At 62.1% G+C, this 19,691-nt stretch carries 20 protein-coding genes; 10 read left to right on the forward strand and 10 right to left on the reverse strand.

Annotation, left to right across the window (positions count from 1 at the left end):
- Position 1: 1 nt before the first annotated feature.
- From YUA_RS0102290 to petA, 5 genes are all read right to left on the reverse strand, one after another.
- A complete protein-coding gene (locus YUA_RS0102290) occupies positions 2-541 on the reverse strand; it encodes an adenine phosphoribosyltransferase (RefSeq protein ID WP_027529190.1) in 540 nt (179 codons plus the stop codon).
- Between the two features lie 9 nt (positions 542-550).
- The gene (locus tag YUA_RS0102295; RefSeq protein WP_027529191.1) at positions 551-2,716 is read right to left on the reverse strand and encodes an anthranilate synthase component I; all 2,166 of its coding nucleotides are present in this window, start codon (positions 2,714-2,716) and stop codon (positions 551-553) included.
- Between the two features lie 386 nt (positions 2,717-3,102).
- Positions 3,103-3,777: a dienelactone hydrolase family protein gene (locus tag YUA_RS0102300; protein WP_027529192.1), complete on the reverse strand. Its 675-nt coding sequence runs from the start codon at positions 3,775-3,777 to the stop codon at positions 3,103-3,105.
- 147 nt (positions 3,778-3,924) lie between these two features.
- Positions 3,925-5,988, reverse strand: coding sequence for a cytochrome b/c1 (gene fbcH, locus YUA_RS0102305; protein ID WP_027529193.1), 2,064 nt, complete (start codon positions 5,986-5,988; stop codon positions 3,925-3,927).
- Positions 5,989-6,050: 62 nt separating this feature from the next.
- Positions 6,051-6,581 (reverse strand): ubiquinol-cytochrome c reductase iron-sulfur subunit, encoded by a 531-nt coding sequence (petA, locus tag YUA_RS0102310; protein ID WP_027529194.1) that lies wholly within the window; start codon positions 6,579-6,581, stop codon positions 6,051-6,053.
- A 279-nt stretch (positions 6,582-6,860) separates the two neighbouring features.
- Between petA and YUA_RS0102315 the strand changes: the two genes are divergently transcribed.
- The 9 genes from YUA_RS0102315 to YUA_RS0102360 all read left to right on the forward strand — a co-directional run bounded on the left by YUA_RS0102315 (position 6,861) and on the right by YUA_RS0102360 (position 14,577).
- Positions 6,861-7,319, forward strand: a complete 459-nt coding sequence (locus YUA_RS0102315; protein ID WP_027529195.1) for a tRNA (cytidine(34)-2'-O)-methyltransferase — start codon at positions 6,861-6,863, stop codon at positions 7,317-7,319.
- A gap of 19 nt (positions 7,320-7,338) precedes the next feature.
- Positions 7,339-7,971 (forward strand): 7-carboxy-7-deazaguanine synthase, encoded by a 633-nt coding sequence (gene queE / locus YUA_RS0102320; protein ID WP_027529196.1) that lies wholly within the window; start codon positions 7,339-7,341, stop codon positions 7,969-7,971.
- A gap of 17 nt (positions 7,972-7,988) precedes the next feature.
- Complete coding sequence (locus YUA_RS0102325; protein ID WP_027529197.1) at positions 7,989-8,354, forward strand: 6-carboxytetrahydropterin synthase; 366 nt, start codon at positions 7,989-7,991, stop codon at positions 8,352-8,354.
- A gap of 119 nt (positions 8,355-8,473) precedes the next feature.
- Entirely contained in the window at positions 8,474-9,361 is an 888-nt protein-coding gene (gene hemF, locus YUA_RS0102330; RefSeq protein ID WP_027529198.1) for an oxygen-dependent coproporphyrinogen oxidase, read from the forward strand.
- Positions 9,352-10,104: an HAD family hydrolase gene (locus YUA_RS0102335; protein ID WP_027529199.1), complete on the forward strand. Its 753-nt coding sequence runs from the start codon at positions 9,352-9,354 to the stop codon at positions 10,102-10,104. The genes hemF and YUA_RS0102335 overlap by 10 nt, the downstream gene beginning before the upstream one ends.
- Before the next feature lie 269 nt (positions 10,105-10,373).
- A complete protein-coding gene (locus YUA_RS0102345; RefSeq protein WP_027529200.1) occupies positions 10,374-10,592 on the forward strand; it encodes a YodC family protein in 219 nt (72 codons plus the stop codon).
- 1,027 nt (positions 10,593-11,619) lie between these two features.
- On the forward strand, positions 11,620-13,338 hold the full coding sequence (locus YUA_RS0102350) for a PQQ-binding-like beta-propeller repeat protein (RefSeq protein WP_027529201.1): 1,719 nt from the start codon (positions 11,620-11,622) through the stop codon (positions 13,336-13,338).
- Between the two features lie 90 nt (positions 13,339-13,428).
- Complete coding sequence (locus tag YUA_RS47685; protein ID WP_371259862.1) at positions 13,429-13,782, forward strand: cytochrome c; 354 nt, start codon at positions 13,429-13,431, stop codon at positions 13,780-13,782.
- A 27-nt stretch (positions 13,783-13,809) separates the two neighbouring features.
- Entirely contained in the window at positions 13,810-14,577 is a 768-nt protein-coding gene (locus YUA_RS0102360; RefSeq protein WP_027529203.1) for a transporter substrate-binding domain-containing protein, read from the forward strand.
- 248 nt (positions 14,578-14,825) lie between these two features.
- Here YUA_RS0102360 and YUA_RS0102365 read toward each other — a convergent pair whose 3' ends face one another.
- From YUA_RS0102365 to YUA_RS49740, 5 genes are all read right to left on the reverse strand, one after another.
- Positions 14,826-15,188, reverse strand: coding sequence for a hypothetical protein (locus YUA_RS0102365; RefSeq protein WP_027529204.1), 363 nt, complete (start codon positions 15,186-15,188; stop codon positions 14,826-14,828).
- Positions 15,189-15,201: 13 nt separating this feature from the next.
- Positions 15,202-15,777: a hypothetical protein gene (locus tag YUA_RS0102370; RefSeq protein WP_371259863.1), complete on the reverse strand. Its 576-nt coding sequence runs from the start codon at positions 15,775-15,777 to the stop codon at positions 15,202-15,204.
- A 454-nt stretch (positions 15,778-16,231) separates the two neighbouring features.
- Positions 16,232-16,660 carry a DUF4399 domain-containing protein gene (locus YUA_RS0102375; protein WP_027529206.1) on the reverse strand — a complete coding sequence of 143 codons (429 nt, stop codon included), beginning with the start codon at positions 16,658-16,660 and terminating at the stop codon, positions 16,232-16,234.
- Positions 16,661-16,681: 21 nt separating this feature from the next.
- Positions 16,682-18,250: an SUMF1/EgtB/PvdO family nonheme iron enzyme gene (locus tag YUA_RS0102380; protein WP_027529207.1), complete on the reverse strand. Its 1,569-nt coding sequence runs from the start codon at positions 18,248-18,250 to the stop codon at positions 16,682-16,684.
- 659 nt (positions 18,251-18,909) lie between these two features.
- Positions 18,910-19,218 (reverse strand): hypothetical protein, encoded by a 309-nt coding sequence (locus YUA_RS49740; protein ID WP_156947035.1) that lies wholly within the window; start codon positions 19,216-19,218, stop codon positions 18,910-18,912.
- A gap of 223 nt (positions 19,219-19,441) precedes the next feature.
- On the opposite strand from YUA_RS49740, the gene YUA_RS0102395 reads away from it, so the two are divergent.
- Positions 19,442-19,675: a DUF3551 domain-containing protein gene (locus YUA_RS0102395; protein ID WP_027529210.1), complete on the forward strand. Its 234-nt coding sequence runs from the start codon at positions 19,442-19,444 to the stop codon at positions 19,673-19,675.
- The last annotated feature ends 16 nt before the right edge of the window (positions 19,676-19,691 follow it).

A 19,691-nucleotide genomic window follows, 5' to 3' on the forward strand; every position in this document is an offset into this window, starting at 1 on the left:
CTCAATGCCCCTCGAACGTCATCAGCGTGCGCACCGGCACGTCCATGGCGCGCAACTTCGCGGCGCCGCCGAGCTCGGGCAGGTCGATGATGAAGCAGGCGGCGACGACGTTGGCGCCGATCTGGCGCAACAGCTTTACTGCGCCTTCCGCGGTGCCGCCGGTGGCGATGAGATCGTCGACCAGGATGACGCGCTCGCCGGGCGAGATGGCGTCGACATGCATCTCCATCTCGTCGATCCCGTATTCGAGAGAATAAGCAATGCGGACTGTGGTGTGCGGCAGCTTGCCTTTCTTGCGGATCGGCACGAAGCCGGCCGAGAGCTGATGCGCCACCGCGCCGCCGATGATGAAGCCGCGCGCCTCCATGCCGGCGACCTTGTCGATCTTGTTGCCGGCCCAGGGATTGACGAGCTCGTCGACCGCGCGGCGGAAGGCGCGCGCGTCCGCGAGCAAGGTCGTGATGTCGCGGAACATGATCCCCGGCTTGGGATAGTCGGGAATGGTGCGGACGCTCGCCTTCAGATCGTGGTCAAAGGTCATCGGTGCCTCTCAATTGACCGGCGCATCCAGCCGGAACGCATTCTCGACAATACGTAGTCCCACCTCGTTGCCGAGCGACATCAGCGACTCCGGATGGAATTGCACGCCGCCGACCGGCAGGGTCTTGTGCTCCAGCGCCATGGCGACGCCGTCCTCGGTGCTGGCGGTGACATCAAGAACTTCGGGCATGCTGTCGCGCTCGACGAAGAGCGAATGATAGCGGCCGATCACGATCTCGTTCGGCAAATTGCGCATCAAGCGCCCGCCGCGCACCTGGACCCTCGAGGGCCGGCCGTGCGCGGGATGGGTGAGCTGACCGAGCTCGCCGCCGAAATATTCGCCGATTGCCTGCACGCCGAGGCACACGCCGAATACTGGCAGCTTGTTCTCCAGCGCCGCGTCGATGGTTGTCCTGATCCCGAAATCCTCGGGACGGCCCGGACCGGGCGACAGCACCAGCAAATCCCACCTCTTCTGCTTGAGCATGTCGAGCGCATGCACATAGCGGACCACGGTAACGCTGGCGCCGACCTGACGGAAATAGTCGGCGAGCATATGGACAAAACTGTCGTCGTGGTCGATCAGCAGCACGCGCTTGCCCGAACCGGTGGCATCCGGCGCGAAGCTCGACAGCGGCTTCGGCGGATCGCCGCGCAGCGCCTGGAACAGGGCTGCGGCTTTCACCTGGCATTCGCGATCTTCCGCGGCGGGATCGGAGTCGAACAAGCAGGTGGCGCCGACGCGGACCTCGGCGAGACCATCCTTCATGCGGATGGTGCGGATGGTGAGACCGGTGTTGATGCTGCCGTCAAAGTTCACCGCGCCAATCGCGCCGGCGTACCAGCGCCGCGGTGAGCGTTCGTGATCCTCGACAAACTGCATGGCCCAGAGCTTTGGCGCGCCAGTCACCGTCACCGCCCAGGCGTGGGTTAGGAAAGCGTCGAGCGCGTCGAAGCCGGGACGCAACATGCCTTCGACATGATCGACGGTGTGGAACAGCTTTGAATAGGTCTCGATCTGCCGCCGCGCCAGCACCTTGATCGTGCCGGGAACGCAGACGCGCGCCTTGTCGTTGCGATCGACGTCGGTGCACATGTTGAGCTCGAACTCGTCCTTCTCCGAGTTCAGGAGCTGGCGGATCTGCTCGGCATCGCCGATTGCATCGGTGCCGCGCGCGATCGTGCCGGAAATCGGACAGGTCTCGACGCGGCGCCCGTCCGAGCGCACGAACATTTCCGGCGAAGCGGAGACGAGAAATTCGCCGTCACCGAGATTCATCAGCGCGCCGTACGGCGACGGGTTGATGACGCAAAGGCGCTGGAACACTTCGGCCGGCGAGCGGTCACAGGGCTCGGCGAAAAGCTGGCCCGGCACGGCTTCGAAGAGATCACCGCGGGCAAAGGCTGCCCGCGCGGTCTCGACGGTGGCCTGATATTCACCGGGCGCGTGATCGGCAAAGCCCTGGCGCCCCGTCTTTACATACGGGCTCTCGGCCGTCTCGCGCGGCAAGCCTTCGGTCGACTTGCCCTTCCAGGCGAAATCATAGCTGAGCACGACGCCGCGCCCCGTGGCGCGGTCATAGGCGAGCAGGCGATCGGGGACGTAGAGCACGATGTCGCGCTGGTCATTCTCGCGCGGGCGCTTCTGCACGAGGTCCTCGATCTGGAACACGAGGTCGTAGGCGAAGGCGCCGAACAGGCCGAGCAGCCCGTCGTCATTGGCGGAGAAGGCCGCGACGAGGTCGCGGACCAGCGACATCACACTGGCGCGCCGGGTGCGCTGGTCTTCCTCGATCGGCGCATCGCCACGGATGATGTGGCCGGCAAGGCGCGTCGCGGACTTCTCGGAGATCACGGCGCAGGGCTCGCGCAGGACGTCAGCGAGGAAGGCGATCAGCACCTCGCCACGCGCGTTGAGCGCTTCGAGCTTGAAATTGACGCCAGTGGTCTCGAGCTTGAGCGGCGGATCGGAGAAGCCGAGGTCAAAGCTCTCGTAGCGGCCGGGCACAGTCGTGCCCGAGGACAGCACCACGCCGCGGCGGCGGTCGAGCAGGTTGACGAGATCGTCGAGCCTGCTGGCGCCGCCGGTGAATTGTTCGGCCATACGCGTGATCGCGAGACCACCGCGGGTGACGTAGTCGCTTCTGGCCGGGAGGGCAAAGACTGTCCTGTTCATGTGGTCCTCTTACGAAACTTGCCGAGGGAACGCCACACAGGACAAACGATCAGGCCGCCGCACTGTGCTGGCGACCTTCGACGATTCTGGGAAAATAAATCGCACCGGCCACCTCTTAGGAGGTGCGCCACCAAAGACGGACTGGGGGGGCTGCGGTGCGCATGGGCGGATACTCACCATGGCGCGGGGACGGCGTCAAGGTGCCGGCTCTCGGCTAACAACATCAATCTCCACGGTCGTCCCGGCGAAGGCCGGGACCCATAGCCACAGGAAGTGGTTTGACGAAGGCTGGCAACCACGATCTCGCGTCACATTCCTCCCTGTGGTTCTGGGTCCCGGCCTTCGCCGGGACGACACCGGGATTTGTGGCGCGAGTCGCGCGTCTCTTACCCCAGATGCTTCCTGAAAAACTCAGTCGCCCTGCCCCAGGCGAGCTCGGCGGCTTCGCGGTCGTGCACGGACTGGCGCTGCTCGTTTACGAAGGCGTGCTCGGCGTCATAGCGGAACAGCTCGAGCGACTTGCCGGCGGCCTTCATGGCCTGTTCGAAGCCGTTGACCAGCTCCGGCGTGCACCAATCGTCCTTGTTGGCGAAATGGGCCTGGAGCGGGATCTTGACGTCGGCGGGCTTGGCCGCCTGCTCCGGCGGAATGCCGTAGAACACGACGCCGGCGGCGAGCTCCGGCACATGCACCGAGCCGATGATGGTGACGGCGCCGCCAAGGCAGAAGCCTGTTAGCCCGACCTTGGCGCCGTTGCGCGACAGATATTGCGTGGCGCCGCGCACGGTCTGCGTGGTGGCGTCCATGAAATCGAGCGAGTTCATCTCTTTGCCGGCCGCGTCCGTGTCGTGATACGGCACCACCTTGCCCTTGTAGAGATCGGGCGCCAGCGCGTCGAAGCCGGCGAGCGCAAAGCGGTCGCACAGGCCCTTGATCTGGTCCGACAGGCCCCACCATTCCTGGATCACGACCACGCCCGGCGCGTTGCCGCGTGCGGCGTTCGCAAGATAGCCCGAGGCGTCCTTGCCGTCCGGACGCTTGAAAGTGATCGCGGTTCCCATGGTGTCCTCCGATGGGTTTCTGGGGAGAGGTTAGCGGTATTTTGGCGGCTGCGCGCTCGATAGGCAACCGCGCTAACAACACACGCGCGTGTGCAACAAAAAAGCCCCCTCGCGGGGGCTTCTTCATTCTCGTTTCGCGCCGGCCGCTTAGTGCGAGTCGGCCCAGACCTTCTTCTTGGTGAAGTACATCAGGAACGCGAAGATGATCAGGAACACGAACACCTGGAGGCCGAGGCGCTTGCGCGCTTCCATATGCGGCTCGGCGGTCCACATCAGGAACGTGGTGACATCCTTGGCGTATTGCGCAACGGTCGCCGGCGAGCCGTCGTCATAGGTCACCTGGCCGTCGCTGAGTGGCTTCGGCATCTTGATGGCGTGGCCCGGGAAGTACCTGTTGTAGTAGGAGCCTTCCGGGATGGTGACGCCCTCCGGCACCTTGTCCTCAAAGCCCTGCAGCACTGCCGCGACATAATCCGGGCCCTGCTCCTGGTACTGGCTGAAGAAGTCGACGAGGAACATCGGGAAACCGCGGCCATAGGAACGCGCCTTGGTGATCAGCGACAGGTCGGGCGGCGCCGCGCCGCCGTTCGCCGCACGAGCCGCCTGCTCGTTCGGGAATGGCGACGGGAAGTAGTCGGCCGGCCGGCCCGAGCGCTCGAACATATCACCCTGATCATTCGGGCCGTCCTTGATCTTGTAGTCGGAGGCAAAGGCGGCGGCCTGCGCCGGCGAATAGCCGGGCCCGCCAGCTTCCGCGAGGTTGCGGAAGGCGATGTAGGACAGGCCGTGGCAGTTCGAGCAGACCTCTTTGTAGACCTTCAGGCCGCGCTGAAGCGCACCGCGGTCATAGGTGCCGAAAGGGCCGGCGAACGACCATTTATTGCCTGGCGGCCTGGTGCCACCTTCCTCGGCGCGGGCATCCTGCAAGGTGCCGACGAACAGCGCACCCGCGGCGACGAGCGCGACCATGATGGAGGCCACCGCCTTACCGCTCTTGGCGAGGATCGCCTCCGAGATCGAGTTCGGCACCGGCCGCGGCGTCTCGATGCGCGAGAGCAGCGGCAGCACGATCAGGAAGTAGGCGAAGTAGCAGACCGTCAGGACGCGGCCGGCGATCACGTAGATGCCTTCCGGCGGCTGCGCGCCGAGATAGCCGAGCAGGATGCAGACCACGACGAAGATCCAGAAGAACTGCTTGGCCAGCGGACGATACTTCGACGACCTGGTCTTGGCGGCATCGAGCCAGGGCAGGAAGCACAGGATGATGATCGCCGAGAACATGGCGATCACGCCCGCGAGCTTGTTCGGGATCGAGCGCAGGATCGCGTAGAACGGCAGGTAATACCATTCCGGCACGATGTGCGGCGGCGTCACGCCCGGATTCGCCGGAATGTAGTTGTCGGCGTCGCCGAGATAGTTCGGCATGTAGAAGATGAACCAGGCGTAGAGCAGCAGGAAGCAGGCGACGCCGAAGCCGTCCTTGATGGTCGCATGCGGCGTGAACGGAACCGTGTCCTTTTCCGTCTTCGGCTCGACGCCATCCGGATTGTTCTGGCCAGCGACGTGCAGCGCCCAGACGTGGAGCACGACGACGCCCGCGATCAGGAACGGCAGCAGGTAGTGCAGCGAGAAGAAGCGGTTCAAGGTCGGGTTGCCGACCGAATAGCCGCCCCACAACAGCGTCACGATGCTCTCGCCGACATAGGGAATGGCCGAGAACAGATTGGTGATGACTGTGGCACCCCAGAAGCTCATCTGGCCCCACGGCAGCACGTAGCCCATGAAGCCGGTCGCCATCATCAGGAGGTAGATGATGACGCCGAGGATCCAGAGCACCTCGCGCGGCTCCTTGTAGGACCCGTAGTAAAGGCCGCGGAACATATGGACGTAGACGGCGACAAAGAACATCGACGCGCCGACCGCGTGCATGTTGCGGAGCAGCCAGCCATAGTTCACGTCACGAACGATCAGCTCGACCGACTTGAAAGCGAGATCGGCCTGCGGCGTGTAGTGCATCGCCAGGATCACGCCGGTCAGGATCTGCATCCCCAGCATGAAGGAGAGGATGGCGCCGAACGTCCACCAGTAGTTCAGGTTGCGCGGGGTGGGATAGACGACGAAGGAGGAATGGACGAGACCCAGGATCGGCAGACGCCGCTCGATCCATTGCAGGGCCGGATTGCTCGGCTGGTAGTCGGATGGTCCGCTCATGATGCGATCCTGAGGAAATAATACGACGAGACGGTACGAGGCTTCGGACGCAGGTCCGAAGCTCAGCCGATCTGGATTTTGGTGTCGGAAACGAACTGGTACGGCGGCACCGGCAAGTTCGCGGGCGCGGGCCCCTGGCGGATGCGGCCGGACGAATCGTACTGCGAACCATGGCAGGGGCAGAAGAACCCGTCGTAATTGCCTTCATGAGCGATCGGGATGCAGCCAAGATGGGTGCAGATGCCGATCACGACCAGCCACTGGTCGTGGCCCGCTTTGACTCGGGCTTCATCGGACTGCGGATCGGGCAGGCTCGCCACCGGAACGGCGCGCGCCTCGTCGATCTGCTTCTTGGTGCGGTGGCTGATGTAGATCGGCTTGCCGCGCCAGAACACCTTGATGTCCTGCCCTTCGGCAACTGGGCTCAGATCGACCTCGATCGGCGCACCGGCGGCGATGGTCGAGGCGTCCGGATTCATTTGCGAGATAAAGGGCCAGAGCGCAGCTGCGCCCCCTACTGCTGCAGCTGCCCCCGTTGCAACGAATAAGAAATCACGGCGTGTCGGATGGTCCGCCGAAGACGCTGTCGTCACGATTCCAACCCTTTCTTCTTATGCTGCCGACGGAACCGCTCCAGGAGCCCCCAAGGTCCCCGGAACAGGCTGCCGGCGCCCGCGGCCCCCCGCGGCGGCAGAACTTGGCTTGTCCCCACCAAAACAAGGCGAAAAACAGCAGTCCAGAATCGTTCTATTGGCACCCTTGCAGGACGAGCGCAAGCCCGCTAACGGCGCGGGAGCGTGCAATGCACGAATTCCGCGGCTGGCGATGTTTTATTGAGACATTTCCGGCCCACAACCGACCGACCACCGCTCATGCAGATCGCACTTTTCCAACCCGACATCCCCCAGAACACCGGCACGATTCTTCGCCTGTGCGCCTGTCTGGGCATCGCCGCCCACATCATCGAACCGGCCGGCTTTCCGGTCTCCGACCGGCATTTCCGCCGGGCGGGAATGGATTATCTCGACCATGTCAGGATCGTCAGCCACGATTCCTGGTCGAAATTCGAGGAGTGGCGGGCGGCACAAGGTGACCGCCTGCTGCTGTTCACCACCAAAGGTGCTACCGACTACCGCGATTTCCGTTACCAGACGTCGGACATCCTGCTATTCGGGCGCGAGAGCGCCGGCGTCACCGACGCGGTGGTCGAGGCCGCAGACGCGCGGCTGGTGATCCCGATCAGCCCGGGGCTGCGGTCGCTCAATGTCGCCATGACCGCGGCGATGGCCGCAGGCGAAGCGCTCCGGCAGGTCAGGAACCCGCAAGTTTGAATATGACGAGGAGAGACCAGTGAGTTACGCGGTCAAGGAAATCTTCCTGACCCTGCAAGGCGAAGGCGCCCATGCCGGACGCGCATCCGTGTTCTGCCGTTTTGCCGGCTGCAACCTCTGGAGTGGCCGCGAGGCCGACCGCAGCGAGGCGACATGTCAGTTCTGCGACACCGATTTCGTCGGCACCGACGGCACGCTGGGCGGCCGTTATGCCTCGGCGGTGGAACTCGCCGACACCATCGCCGCGCAATGGACGGCCTCCGCCGACAATCGCTATGTGGTGCTCACCGGCGGCGAGCCGCTGCTCCAGGTCGACGACGCCCTGGTCGAGGCGCTCCATTTCCGCGGCTTCGAGATCGGCGTCGAGACCAATGGAACGGTCGCTCCGCCGGAGGGGCTCGACTGGATCTGCGTCAGCCCCAAGGGCGGCAGCGAGCTGGTGCTGCGCCGTGGCCATGAGCTGAAGCTGGTCTATCCGCAGGCGCTTGCCGCCCCCGAGACTTTCGAAGGCCTCGCCTTTGAGCGCTTCTCGCTGCAACCGATGGACGGGCCCGAGGTCGCAGAGAACACCGCGCGCGCGATCGACTATTGCCTGCGCCATCCGCAGTGGCGGCTGAGCGTGCAGACGCATAAATCGCTTGGCATCAGATAGGATGGGTTGACGGACAGATGTGGGAATTGACGAAATCGTTCCGCTTCGAGGCGGCGCATTCGCTGTCGGGAACGACCTTCGGTGCGGCGAGCGAAGAGATTCACGGCCACTCCTTCCGCGCCGAGGTGACGGTGCGCGGCACGCCGGACCCCACGACCGGCATGGTGGTCGATCTCGGCCTGCTTCAGCGCGCCATCGAGGACGTCCGGCTGACGCTGGACCACAAGTTCCTCAACAAGATCGAGGCGCTGGGCACACCGACGCTGGAGAACCTCTCGCGCTTCGTCTGGGAGCGGCTCGCGCCTGTCGGCAAGCTCACCCGCGTCAGCATCCACCGCGACAGTTGCAACGAGAGCTGCACCTATTACGGTCCGCAGGGGTAGTCTTCGTAGGGTGGGCAAAGCGAAAGCGTGCCCACCAATCAGGACGACGGTGAAAAATGGTGGGCACGGCGCAAGGGCGCCTTTGCCCACCCTACGGCCGTCCGCTTTGGGATTGAGATATGGACGCATCGACAATCGAAGACCGCAAGGCGCGTGCCCGCAGCTGGTTCGAGCATCTGCGCGACGATATCTGCGAAAACTTCGAGCGGCTCGAGGACGACGCGCCGCAAAGCCTCTATCCCGGCGAGGCCGGCCGCTTTGCGCGCACGCCCTGGCAGCGCACCGATCATAGTGGGGCTGCCGGCGGTGGCGGCGTGATGTCGATGATGTCGGGCCGGCTGTTCGAGAAGGTCGGCGTGCATTGCTCGACCGTGCACGGCGAGTTCGCGCCCGAGTTTCGCGCGCAGATTCCGGGCGCGGCCGAAGACCCGCGGTTCTGGGCCTCCGGCATCTCGCTGATCGCGCACCTGCGCAATCCGCACGTGCCGGCGGTGCACATGAACACGCGCTTCGTCGTCACCACCAAGGCGTGGTTCGGCGGCGGCGCCGATCTCACGCCGGTGCTTGACCGCCGCCGCTCGCAGGAGGACGCGGATACCCTCGCCTTCCACGCCGCGATGAAGGAGGCCTGCGCCGGACCGAACGGCGTTGCCGATTACGACAAGTACAAGAATTGGTGCGACGAGTATTTCTATCTGCCGCACCGGAAAGAGGCGCGCGGCGTCGGCGGCATCTTCTACGACTGGCATGACAGCGGCGACTGGGACGCCGACCTCGCCTTCACCCAGGACGTCGGCCGCGCGTTCCTGAAGATCTATCCCGAACTTGTCAGGCGCAATTTCGCGAGCGCCTGGACCGCAGACGATCGCGAGGAGCAGTTGATCCGCCGCGGACGCTATGTCGAGTTCAACCTGCTCTACGACCGTGGCACCATCTTCGGGCTCAAGACCGGCGGCAACGTGGATTCGATCCTGTCGTCGCTGCCGCCGGAGGTGAAATGGCCATGATGACGATCAAGCAAGCAATGAGACCTCTCCCCCGCGCCATGCTGATCGACATGGACGATACCATCCTGTCAGCCTATGGCCGGCCCGAGATCGCCTGGAACACGATCGCCGAAGAATTTGCCGAGGAGCTCGCGCCGCTGCCGCCGGCGCAAGTCGCCACGGCGGTGCTGGCTTATGCGCGGCAGTTCTGGTCGAACGCGGAAGCCGCATGGCGGATGAAGCTCGGCGAGGCGCGACGGCTCACGGTGCGCGGCGGCTTCGCGGCGCTCGCCGCCAACGGCCATCGTGCCCTCTCCGACGATCTCGCCGCTCGCCTTGCCGACCGCTTCACCACCTATCGCGAGGAAGCGATCTTCGTCTTTCCGGGCGCGCATGACGCGATCGACGCATTCAAGGCGCACGGCGTCAAGCTCGCGCTGGTCACCAACGGCGCCGCCGACATGCAGCGCGCCAAGGTCGAGCGCTTCGAGCTGACCCATCGCTTCGATCACATCCAGATCGAGGGCGAGCACGGTTTCGGCAAGCCCGAGCAGCGCGCCTATCTGCACGCGATGGAGGCGCTCGGCGTCACCGCCGAGGATACCTGGATGATCGGCGACAATCTGGAATGGGAAGTCGTGACGCCACAGCGCCTCGGCATCTATGCGATCTGGATCGACGTGCATGGCGACGGCCTGCCCGAGGGCTCGACCGTCAAGCCCGACCGCATCATCCGCTCGCTGACCGAGCTGGTGCCGGGCTAAATCTCGAAAACAACCCCATGCACAGTAGGCGCCGCTGCAAATTCAAGGTCTTACGGATTTTGCGAAATCATTTGACCCGTCGGGCAAAACAGGCGCATGATGCCATCGTCGGGATGCGTGCGATGGAAACGCTCCCGCGTGAGCCGCGTGGCGGCCTCGAGCGTTCTGCGCATCGACCGCACAGCCCATCTCCCCACTAGCCCGTGTTCGGCGTGTCACGACAAATTGCTAGCCTCGCATCCGGGTCGATCAACTCGAAGGACAAATCCATGGAATTGAAAGCCGGCGATATCGTTATGCTGAAATCGGGCGGCCAGCCGCTGACCGTCGCGGAGGTCAAGGGCGACGACGTGCTCTGCCTCTGGATGGGGATGGAAGGCGATCTCTTCCGCGAGACGCTGCCGCTCGCCACGCTCATCCAGGTGGAAGAAGAAGACCTCGAAGATGAGGACGACGAAGACGAGGAAGACGACGAGGACGACGAGTAGCCGCGTCTGAGATCGCATCCGACTTCACCAGATCGGAGCGTCCGGCGCCGTGCGAGAGATGTCCGCTTCTCCGCCAATAACGGGCGCAATAGCGGGCATCGCTGGATATCGCAGAAGAGCCAAAGGACTGGGGGCATTGAGCACGTCGTCAGGCGGGCGCGAACATGCTCTGATTTGCCTGTGAGCGATAATCTTCCTGATGATCCCGAGACGCTGAAGACGATGCTGCTTGCGGAGCGGCACGAGAGCGAGCGGCTGCGCCAGATCATCAAAGAGCTGCAATGCGCCTCATCCGGAAGGAACGTTGGATGTCGCGTCCGCATTGAGAGGCGTCGGCACTCGAGCCGGCACAGAATGAGGAGTCCCTTTCATGAGGAAGATTTATCTAGGAGTGGCGATCAGCGGCGCATTGCTGGCGGTCGGTGCATTCGCGAACGCACAAGGAACTTCGACGGGTGGGTCGAGTGGTCACGATCTCAAGCAATGCTGGGACGTGGCCAACAAGGTAGTTCGCGACGTAAGTGGCGCCACTGCAACTGGACCGTCTGGAAATACGACTGTCGGCTCAACAACGCCGCCCGGGTCAAGCTCTAGTACTTCCCCCGCTGCTTCTTCCGGTACGAGTGCTAACGCCAATGCCTCCTCGCGCCCACCAGGAATGCCGGACTGCTAGCAAGCCGATCACAGGCCCGTTTTCAGTTGTAACTGTGGTACTCCCCCCGCTTCTCGGGGGCTTTTTTTGGCCGCGCCTCCGTGGCCGCCCAGCATGTCGATTTCAGTAAGTGCCGCTGACGTTCACTAGCTGCGCCGCGTTGCGCATTCCGTTTGAAAAAGATGTGATCCCGCGTACTCTAGGATACTGGCGGTGCAACAGCAGCCAGTCCGGTAAGCGTAGCTCCTTGTGACAACCGAGCGCGGGCAATTTGCTGGCAGTCCTTGTGGTGACGAAGAGCGCCGCATATTGAACGGCGAAAGTCGTCGGAGGTGGCCAACTCAGTCGATTATAAAAAGGCGGGAGGAACTCTACATGAAGAAGCAATGGCGCTATTCTTGTTTACCTGTTCTTGTTATCGGTGCGGCGCTCACAGCGTCGTCGGCGTTTGCGCAATCCGTGGACACGGCGCGGATCGAAGCCGGCGGTCAGAACGATTGGCTGACCTATCATGGCTCATACAAGTCGTATCACTACAGCCCGCTAGCACAGATCAATCCCAGTAATGTAAGCAACCTGGGTGTTGCCTGGATCCATATTCCCGGACGTTCGACGCGAGGGTTGCAATCGATGCCACTCGCGGCCGACGGCGTGCTCTACTACACCGGCTCCTATAGCCGCACCTTTGCGCTGAACGGCGCTACCGGGGAGGTGATCTGGTCCTACTTCCCTGAGCTCGACGAAGCCTTAATCGCGCGGCAGACGCATTCCCCCTACAATCGCGGCGCCGCCATCGGGGAGGGAAAGGTCTACGTGGGAACGATGGATGGCCGTCTCATCGCGCTCGACATGAAGACCGGAAAGGTGATGTGGGACACCAAGCTGATCGATTCCCAGAAGCTGACCGTTGGGTTCACCGGCGCGCCGCTTTACGCCAAGGGCACAGTGGTAATCGGCGCGCAGGGCGGCGAATGGCCTGGGCGCGGGCCGATCTTCGGTGTTGATGCCGCGACCGGCAAGAAGAAATGGGAATTCCTGACAGTTGCCGGCACCGACGACGCCATGAAGACCTGGGGCAATGACTCGTGGCGCACCGGCGGCGGCGGCGGCTGGATGCCGGGCACTTACGACTCCGAGACCAATACAGTCCTGTGGGGCACTGCCAACCCAGCGCCGCTCTACGACTGGTCGGGAGCCGATTACAAGACGCAGGGGGCACGTCCGGGAGACAATCTCTACACCACCTCGGTGATTGCGCTCGATATGGATACCGGCAAGCTGAAGTCCTTTCACCAGGAGCTGCCTCACGACGCCTGGGACTTCGATAGCGCAGTCGGCGAATTCGTGATGCTCGATCGGGATGGCCAGAAGTACATCGTCCATCCGAACAAGAGCGGATATATCTTCGTTTATGACCGCAGCCTTGGCGTCAAGAACGTCTGGCGGATCACGCAGAACAGCAATTTTGTCAAGGACATCGATCCCAAGACGGGCGAGCTAATCGGCCGTCGCGACTTCTCCGCCGGGAAGGTTTCCGAGCCGTTGTGCCCTCACATATCTGGCGGGGTGAGCTGGAACTCCGGATCGTACAACCCGAAGACGGGCCTCTATTACAAGCTCGGCCAAGAATGGTGCATGACGCTCGAAGTTCAGAAGACGACTCCGATCGTTGCTCCTCAGGCCCAGCTCAACATCGGCGCCGACTTCAAGATCGCGCCGCCGCCCGGCGGTGAGATCTATGGCCATCTCGATGCGCGCGATCCCATTACCGGCGCGAAAAAGTGGGAAGTCCGCTTCCCCGAGCCGCCGCTCGGGAGCGTGTTGTCGACCGGAGGCAATCTGGTGTTCGTGCCGGACTCGCGCGGCACGGTTCATGCCTACGATGCCGATTCCGGTGCCGAATTGTGGAGCCACGGCGACGGCACCGGCCACCAAGGCGGCATCATCAGCTATGCCGTCAACGGCAAGCAGTACATCGCGGTCGTCGCCGGCTTCGGCGGCATGGCTTCGGATGACTACGCGCCGACCTTCGGTGGCGTCTACAAGAGCATGCCTCGCGACGACGGCGCCCTTGTCGTCTACAGTCTGAGATAGAACCTCGTGACGTTGGGAGGGAGCGGCGTTAGGCCGCTCCCTCCACCAGGAGCAGCTAATGAAACTCGGCGCGTAGGTAGGTTTAGCCGTATGCGATTGGCTTGGAAGATCACGACGCTGTCGATGCCGGCACTTGCTGCGCTCCTTACGATTTCCACCTTGCCATCTCGCGGACAGCAATCGACTCCGCCCGCGCCGGAAAACGAACAAATCGATGTCGGGCAGTTGTTCGCGACGACTTGTGGCTGGTGTCACTCCGACGGTGGTCGCGCCGCCGGCAAGGGGCCGCAGCTCATGGACACCAAACGAGATGACGACTTCATCCGCAACCGCATCAAGCACGGCAAGGAAGGTGCGATGCCTGCCTTCGGAGCGACCTTCAGCGATGCGCAGATCGAGGAGATCATTAGATACATCCGCGCTCTGAAGCCACATGAAGGCTAGGCCACATTGATCTACACCCGAAATTCCATGAAGACATATCTCCCCCTCGTGGTCAGCGCCCTGCTGGGACTGACCGATGTGGCGCAGCCCCGTTCTCTCGATGCGATCCGCGGCTCCGGCGTGCTCGGACTATGCGCCCACCCCAACTCACTGCCTTTCGCCAACAAAGCGGGTGACCCTCCGGGGTTTCAGATCGAGTTGGGCAACGCGTTCGCACGCGAGCTTGGTGTCTCGCTCCGGCTTGACTGGATCATCACTCAATATCAGATGCGCAGCGCGGGCTGTGACATCGTGCTCGACATCATCGCCGATCGAGAGGCGCAGGCCGAGACCAACCTCAGGATATCGAAGCCGTATTACCGCACGGGCGTTGCGCTGGCGGTTCCCCAGGGAAGCCGACTGACCTCATTTAAAAGCCTCGACGAACACTCGAAAGTTGGCGTCTTGGTCGGATCAATGGCCGCCATGACCCTTGGTCAGCGCCACGTGCCGACGTCGACCTTCGGTTTTGAGATCGACAGCCTAGAGGCTCTCGCCAATCATGAGATCGACGCGGCAGCGGTCACCCCGACCGCCGCCAGCTATTTCAATTTGACGCATCCAGACAAGGCGGTTCGCATCCTCGAACTCGACGAGACCGAGGCGGACCTCAACTGGAATGTTGCTGTTGGCATGGTGCGCCCGGATGACCTGTTGCGCGAAGCCATCAACGGAGCTCTGGACAGGTTGCGAACCGACGGTACGATTAATCGGATATATGAGCGCTACGGTGTCGCCTTACAGGCGCCAAGGTAGGTCAGTGTGCCGGTGCAACCCAGCAGGCGCCATGTTTTAGGACGCATCGCGGCTGGGGCGATGATGAGAATCGATCCGGCCCGATCGAGGGCAGCGGAAGATCGGTCTGCAGCTCTGTACGGCCCGTGACCTGCTGAAGTCCGATTTTGAGGGCACCCTGAGGAGAGTTGCCGTTCTCGGCTACCGCGAGGTGGAGTTTGCCGGCATTCTCGGCAATGACGTCAGTGTATTGGAGGATGGTCGACGCATCAAGTCATGCTGCCCGGGATGAAACAGCGGACACGAGGATGGCCATCGATGTAGTGCTTCCAGACCATCGTCCGTCCGGCGAGATTGGGTTGCTTGATGAGAGCGCCGTCTGGCACGAGCACCCATTCGTCGTCGATGCGAACGCGATATTGCCCGTGATCGGACTTCCAATTCGGTTCGGAGACCACGTAGGCGTCAGAATCCTCACAGCACTTCCCGAATTCGCTCTGCAGACTCTCGAACCAGGGCTTCAGCGGGGAATTCGCATAGCGCCCGTCGTCTCGCGCAAGCGTCGCGGTCGTGAACAGCTGCAGTAGACAGATCGGAATCGCCATCTGATTCATCGTTCTCATAGCCAGCATTTCTTCGCCTCGGTCATCTTGGAAAGTCAGTTTCGATCAGCGCCGCTGGCGTCATGGGCAAGGAGCGCACAAAGACGAAGCGGGAGGCCACCGGTATTTCCGCATCGGCGCGACCATCCTGGCCGATGAGAATGAGACCCGCTCCCCCATTTGCCACGGTCAGGATGACTTCTTCATCTGTCCATGTCCGGATCGGCTTCATGCCGATGATGAGAAACTCACCGACGGGCTGGTCCAGATATTGAAGTCTAAGCTGCGGAGCGATTTCGGGCGGTGCAAGCCCAAAGCCCAGTTGCTGCGCGAGTTCGTAGATTTGCCGCAACGACACGGTCTCACCTTTGAAGCCCAGGTCGGCCGCCGACACTGTCAGAAGTTCCACCGCCGTCCTCGTGCCGCCGACGGTAAAGGCCGGTCGAGCAAGAGCCGCCGCAGCCGAGTCGCCGACGCCGCAACCGATCGCACTTAGCGCGGTGAGAAGAGCAAACGAATCTGGGAACGTGCCGATGGTGATCGTTTTCCATCTGGCAACGTCCGAAACAGACGTTACTGGACCCATGCGTCCTGGGACAACGGGCGTCGCCTTGAGCATCAACTGCCTCTGCAACACATCACGCGCTGAACATTGAGCGTGAGCGGGGTTCGCAGATGCGAGAACGCATACGACACAGAGCAAGAGCGACGCGGCCGCGGCCTCCAAACCTATCGACCGATGTGAATTCGCGGCGATCCCCTGCCCGGCGAGGTCATCGGTCTCGCAGCACGTAGCGCTCGTCAGCTCAACAATCCGTCTCATGATGACCTCCCTCGTGACCCGAGATCGGCAAGCAGTGCATACCGTTCAGCCGCGCACGAGGATGCCCTGAGGTCATGGGAAGCGCTTTACAAGCCGCTTCCATTCTTCTTACAGTTTGCTTACATCGCAGCTGATAGGGGCTAAAAGCCGCTTAAACCCGTCCACTTTTTCGAGGGAAGACACTCTGAAGTGATACCTAACGGGCAAGAGAGGAAACGACGTTCACAGACTTGGAAACACCTGGGGACATCTATTTTATTGTGACGGTAATTTTTTCCGAAACGACCGGCGGGTCGAACGGATAGTGACGTGCGTCCCCCAGGACGAGTTGCAACGTGTGCTTTCCCGGCTGCAGTTCGATACGTGCCTCAGTCTGCCCCGCTCCAAAATGAAGGTGAGACTTGTCCGATGCAATCGGCTCATTGGGATTGAGCGGCTCCGTCACGTCGATGAGAAGATGATGGTGCCCACTGTTCTTGAAGTCGTCCCCGGCATGGGTCACGCCCATACCGCGCAAGCCGAAACGGCACCAGAACCCACCTTTGATGACGGCACCGTTCTGGGGCCAAACGAAATAGAGTACCGTGTCCTTGCCAGCAGGCTTTCCTTGGGCGCGTGCGGCGCCGAAGCACACCAGAGTCAGGACGACGGAAAGCATCACAAATCGAATGATCTTCATGGGAGTATTCCCTCCGCCGCGTCACGGAGACAAAGCAACACGGAATCCATGGGTCGGATAGCGAACGTTGGTGTCATAACTGTCGCGACTCGCTGGGCGAACATAGGTCGCGTCGTTCTTCCAAGAGCCAGACCGGATGACGTGCGACGAACATTCACCTCCGAGCCATGGTGACCCGTCCGAAGGCGCTCCCTGATAGTTTTTGTGCCAGCAATCCTCGACCCACTGATCGACACTGCCGCCCATGTCGAACAGGTCAAACGGATTTGGCTTGAAACTTCCGACCCTGCCCGGCTGCTCGGCGCTGGCGACATCAGCGCAATTCTTGCAATTGGCCATGCCCGGCTTGAACTGATCGCCCCACCAATATTTGCTTTGTGTGCCGCCCCGCGCCGCGTACTCCCATTCAGCTTCGCTTGGAAGCCGATAGGGCTTGCCGGTCGCAGTTGCCAACCAGGTGACAAACGTCTTTGCGTCACTCCAGCTCACATTCGTAACCGGCGCATCATCCGCTCCCGCCGCCACGAAAGCGCACACCTTTGCCGCGGCGCATTCGTTCCATTCGCGAACAGTGATCGGATATTTGCCGATATCAAAAGATTTAACCGTGACCCGGCGAACAGGCTTTTCCGAGATGTCGTCGTTGCTGCCCATCGTGAAGATGCCGCCACGGACCGGAACCATTTCAGGTTCGCGGACCGCCGCCGGGACCGGTGGCGGGGTCGAAGGAGCCGGCTGAGATTGGGGAGCGGCAGGCTGCGGGATCGGCGCCGGCACGGTGGACGGTACGGGCGACGAAGTTAACGGCACGTCCTGTTTGGCAGCGTATGACGCCGATGGAGAGGGCACGGGCGACTCTGCTGGAGGCGAGGCTGGTGCCAGCACCTGACGCGCCGCTTGATCGTGCGGCTGCAGCAAATACCACAGCACGCCGCCCGCGATGACCAACACGGTAAAACTCAACAAGATCATCAGAACGCTCTCGCGTCGCTTGCGGATTCTGCTGAAGGCCATAGCGTCGGGAAGAACGCGATAGACTCTCACCGGATCGGTGATGTTCTTCACCTTGCGATCGCCCAGTGATTCATATCCGCAGACCAGTTTATGCTTGATCTGCTCGTAGATGCCTCCCGAAATGTACACCTGGCCGGGATCGGCAATTCCTTCGAGGCGCGTCGCGATGTTGACACCATCACCGTAGATGTCGTCCGCCTCGATGATGACGTCGCCGAGGTTCACTCCTATTCGATATTCGATCCAATGGTGCTTCGGCAGAGACGCGTTGCGTCCGATCATGTTCTGCTGAATGACGATACCGCATCGAACGGCCTCAACTGGACTGTCGAAAATTGCGAGAAAGCCGTCACCGGTGGTTTTGACGAGCTTGCCGTGGTGCTCGACGATACTGGGCTCGATAAGCTCGCGCTCGAGCCGCTTGACGCGAACGTGCGTTCCCTCTTCATCGATTTGCATGAGGCGGCTGTAGCCGGCAATATCGCCAGCGACAATTGCAGCAAGGCGGCGCGGCATCGCCTCGCGCGGAGGCTCGCCACCACTCTTGCCAGACTTGATGTTGCGAATTTCGGCCATTTCAATTTGGCTTAGCTAACGATTATCGTCGATGAAAAAATGAGCCTGACGTTCGAAAACCTATCATACTGCCGGACACCAGCAAAGCAGTCGGGGCGCGAAAAGACCTGAGCTGCGGGAACGGGGTAGGTTTACCGAAACCCAGTTCCGTTTGGCGTCCGACCATCACTCTCGTACGGCAATATCCCAATTGCGAGTGTGATCTCCTTCACGTTTAAGCATCAAGATGCCCATTCGCAGTGTCAGCTAACCTGTCAATACTCCGGCCCGGGACCTATAGCGGTCCGAACTTCGCTTTGGCTGAAATTCCGGTCCCAGAGCTCAGTCATCAAGTTGTTGATGATACCATTTAGCGGCGCGGCCAAGTTGTGGGGATTTCGCGTTACCAAGTCTGCGCAGCGAAATGCGAACTGGTAGGCGGCGTCGGCACATTGCCCTTCCCAAGGGACTTCCTTCCGCTCAGTCATCGGGTTCAATCCTCCGAACGTGTGACCGATACTTCCATGACCCCTCTCATCGGCAGCGGCAAGGTCTGCAATGGGTCGATCTTGTTGTAAACGTCGGCAGTCAGAAGAATCTGACGACGCCATCATAGGAAAGAAGCTGCCGAGCGCGGCTCAGCAGCCTCCCTTTCCTTGTCAGGTCACGAGGCGAGAATGTCAGCGACCGGTGGGATCGTTGCTCCGGCCGGGACGAATATTCTGGGGGCCACCCTGGCCGCTGCTGGTCCCGCCATTGCCGGTGGCGCCTGCGTTGGATCCGGCACCCGCATTGCTGCCGCTGCCCATGCCGCTTGTGCCGCCGCTCGATCCATTACCGGCCGCGGAGCCGGCTCCTCCAGTGCCCGCACCGGCGCCGGCACCCCCGCCGGCTCCAGCACCCGCCCCGCCCGCCTGCGCGTGGGCGAAACCGATCGACGCACCCGCAAGCAACGCACACAGGGCCACCGAGAAAATTGTCTTTCGCATGCTTCAACTCCGTTTGACGTTGTGCTCGTCAAGCGAGGCTGCTTGCGGATGTTCCTAAGAGCTGATGACAAGCTTTCGCAATTCGTCAGGAACGATGTCGTGCAACGCCGGATCGGTGCTTGCCGATGCGGCGACAATTCGTTAGGCCCTATTCAGCGACCGGCTACCCTTTCCAGGCTCCAGTTTTTTCCGGCGCCGTTCGGCCGGCATGATGGAGGATCTCATGCGCATCGCCGTGCTGGTTGTCTTCATGGTGGCGGGACTTGCTCCCGCCGCGCACGCTGAGCGTGACTATCCCTGGTGCGTCTTTGGCGGAGAGCTCGGCGCTTCCGGCGAGTGCATGTACTCGACGCGAGAGCAGTGCCTGGCCTCGTCATCCGGGCGGTGGAACACCTATTGCGATGTAAACCCGCGCGTGAGGTTCAGACAGCTGCAGCCTCCGCCCCGGACGCGCTGATCACGGCAATGCTGGC

The sequence above is a fragment of the Bradyrhizobium sp. WSM3983 genome, assembly GCF_000473045.1.
Taxonomy (GTDB): domain Bacteria; phylum Pseudomonadota; class Alphaproteobacteria; order Rhizobiales; family Xanthobacteraceae; genus Bradyrhizobium.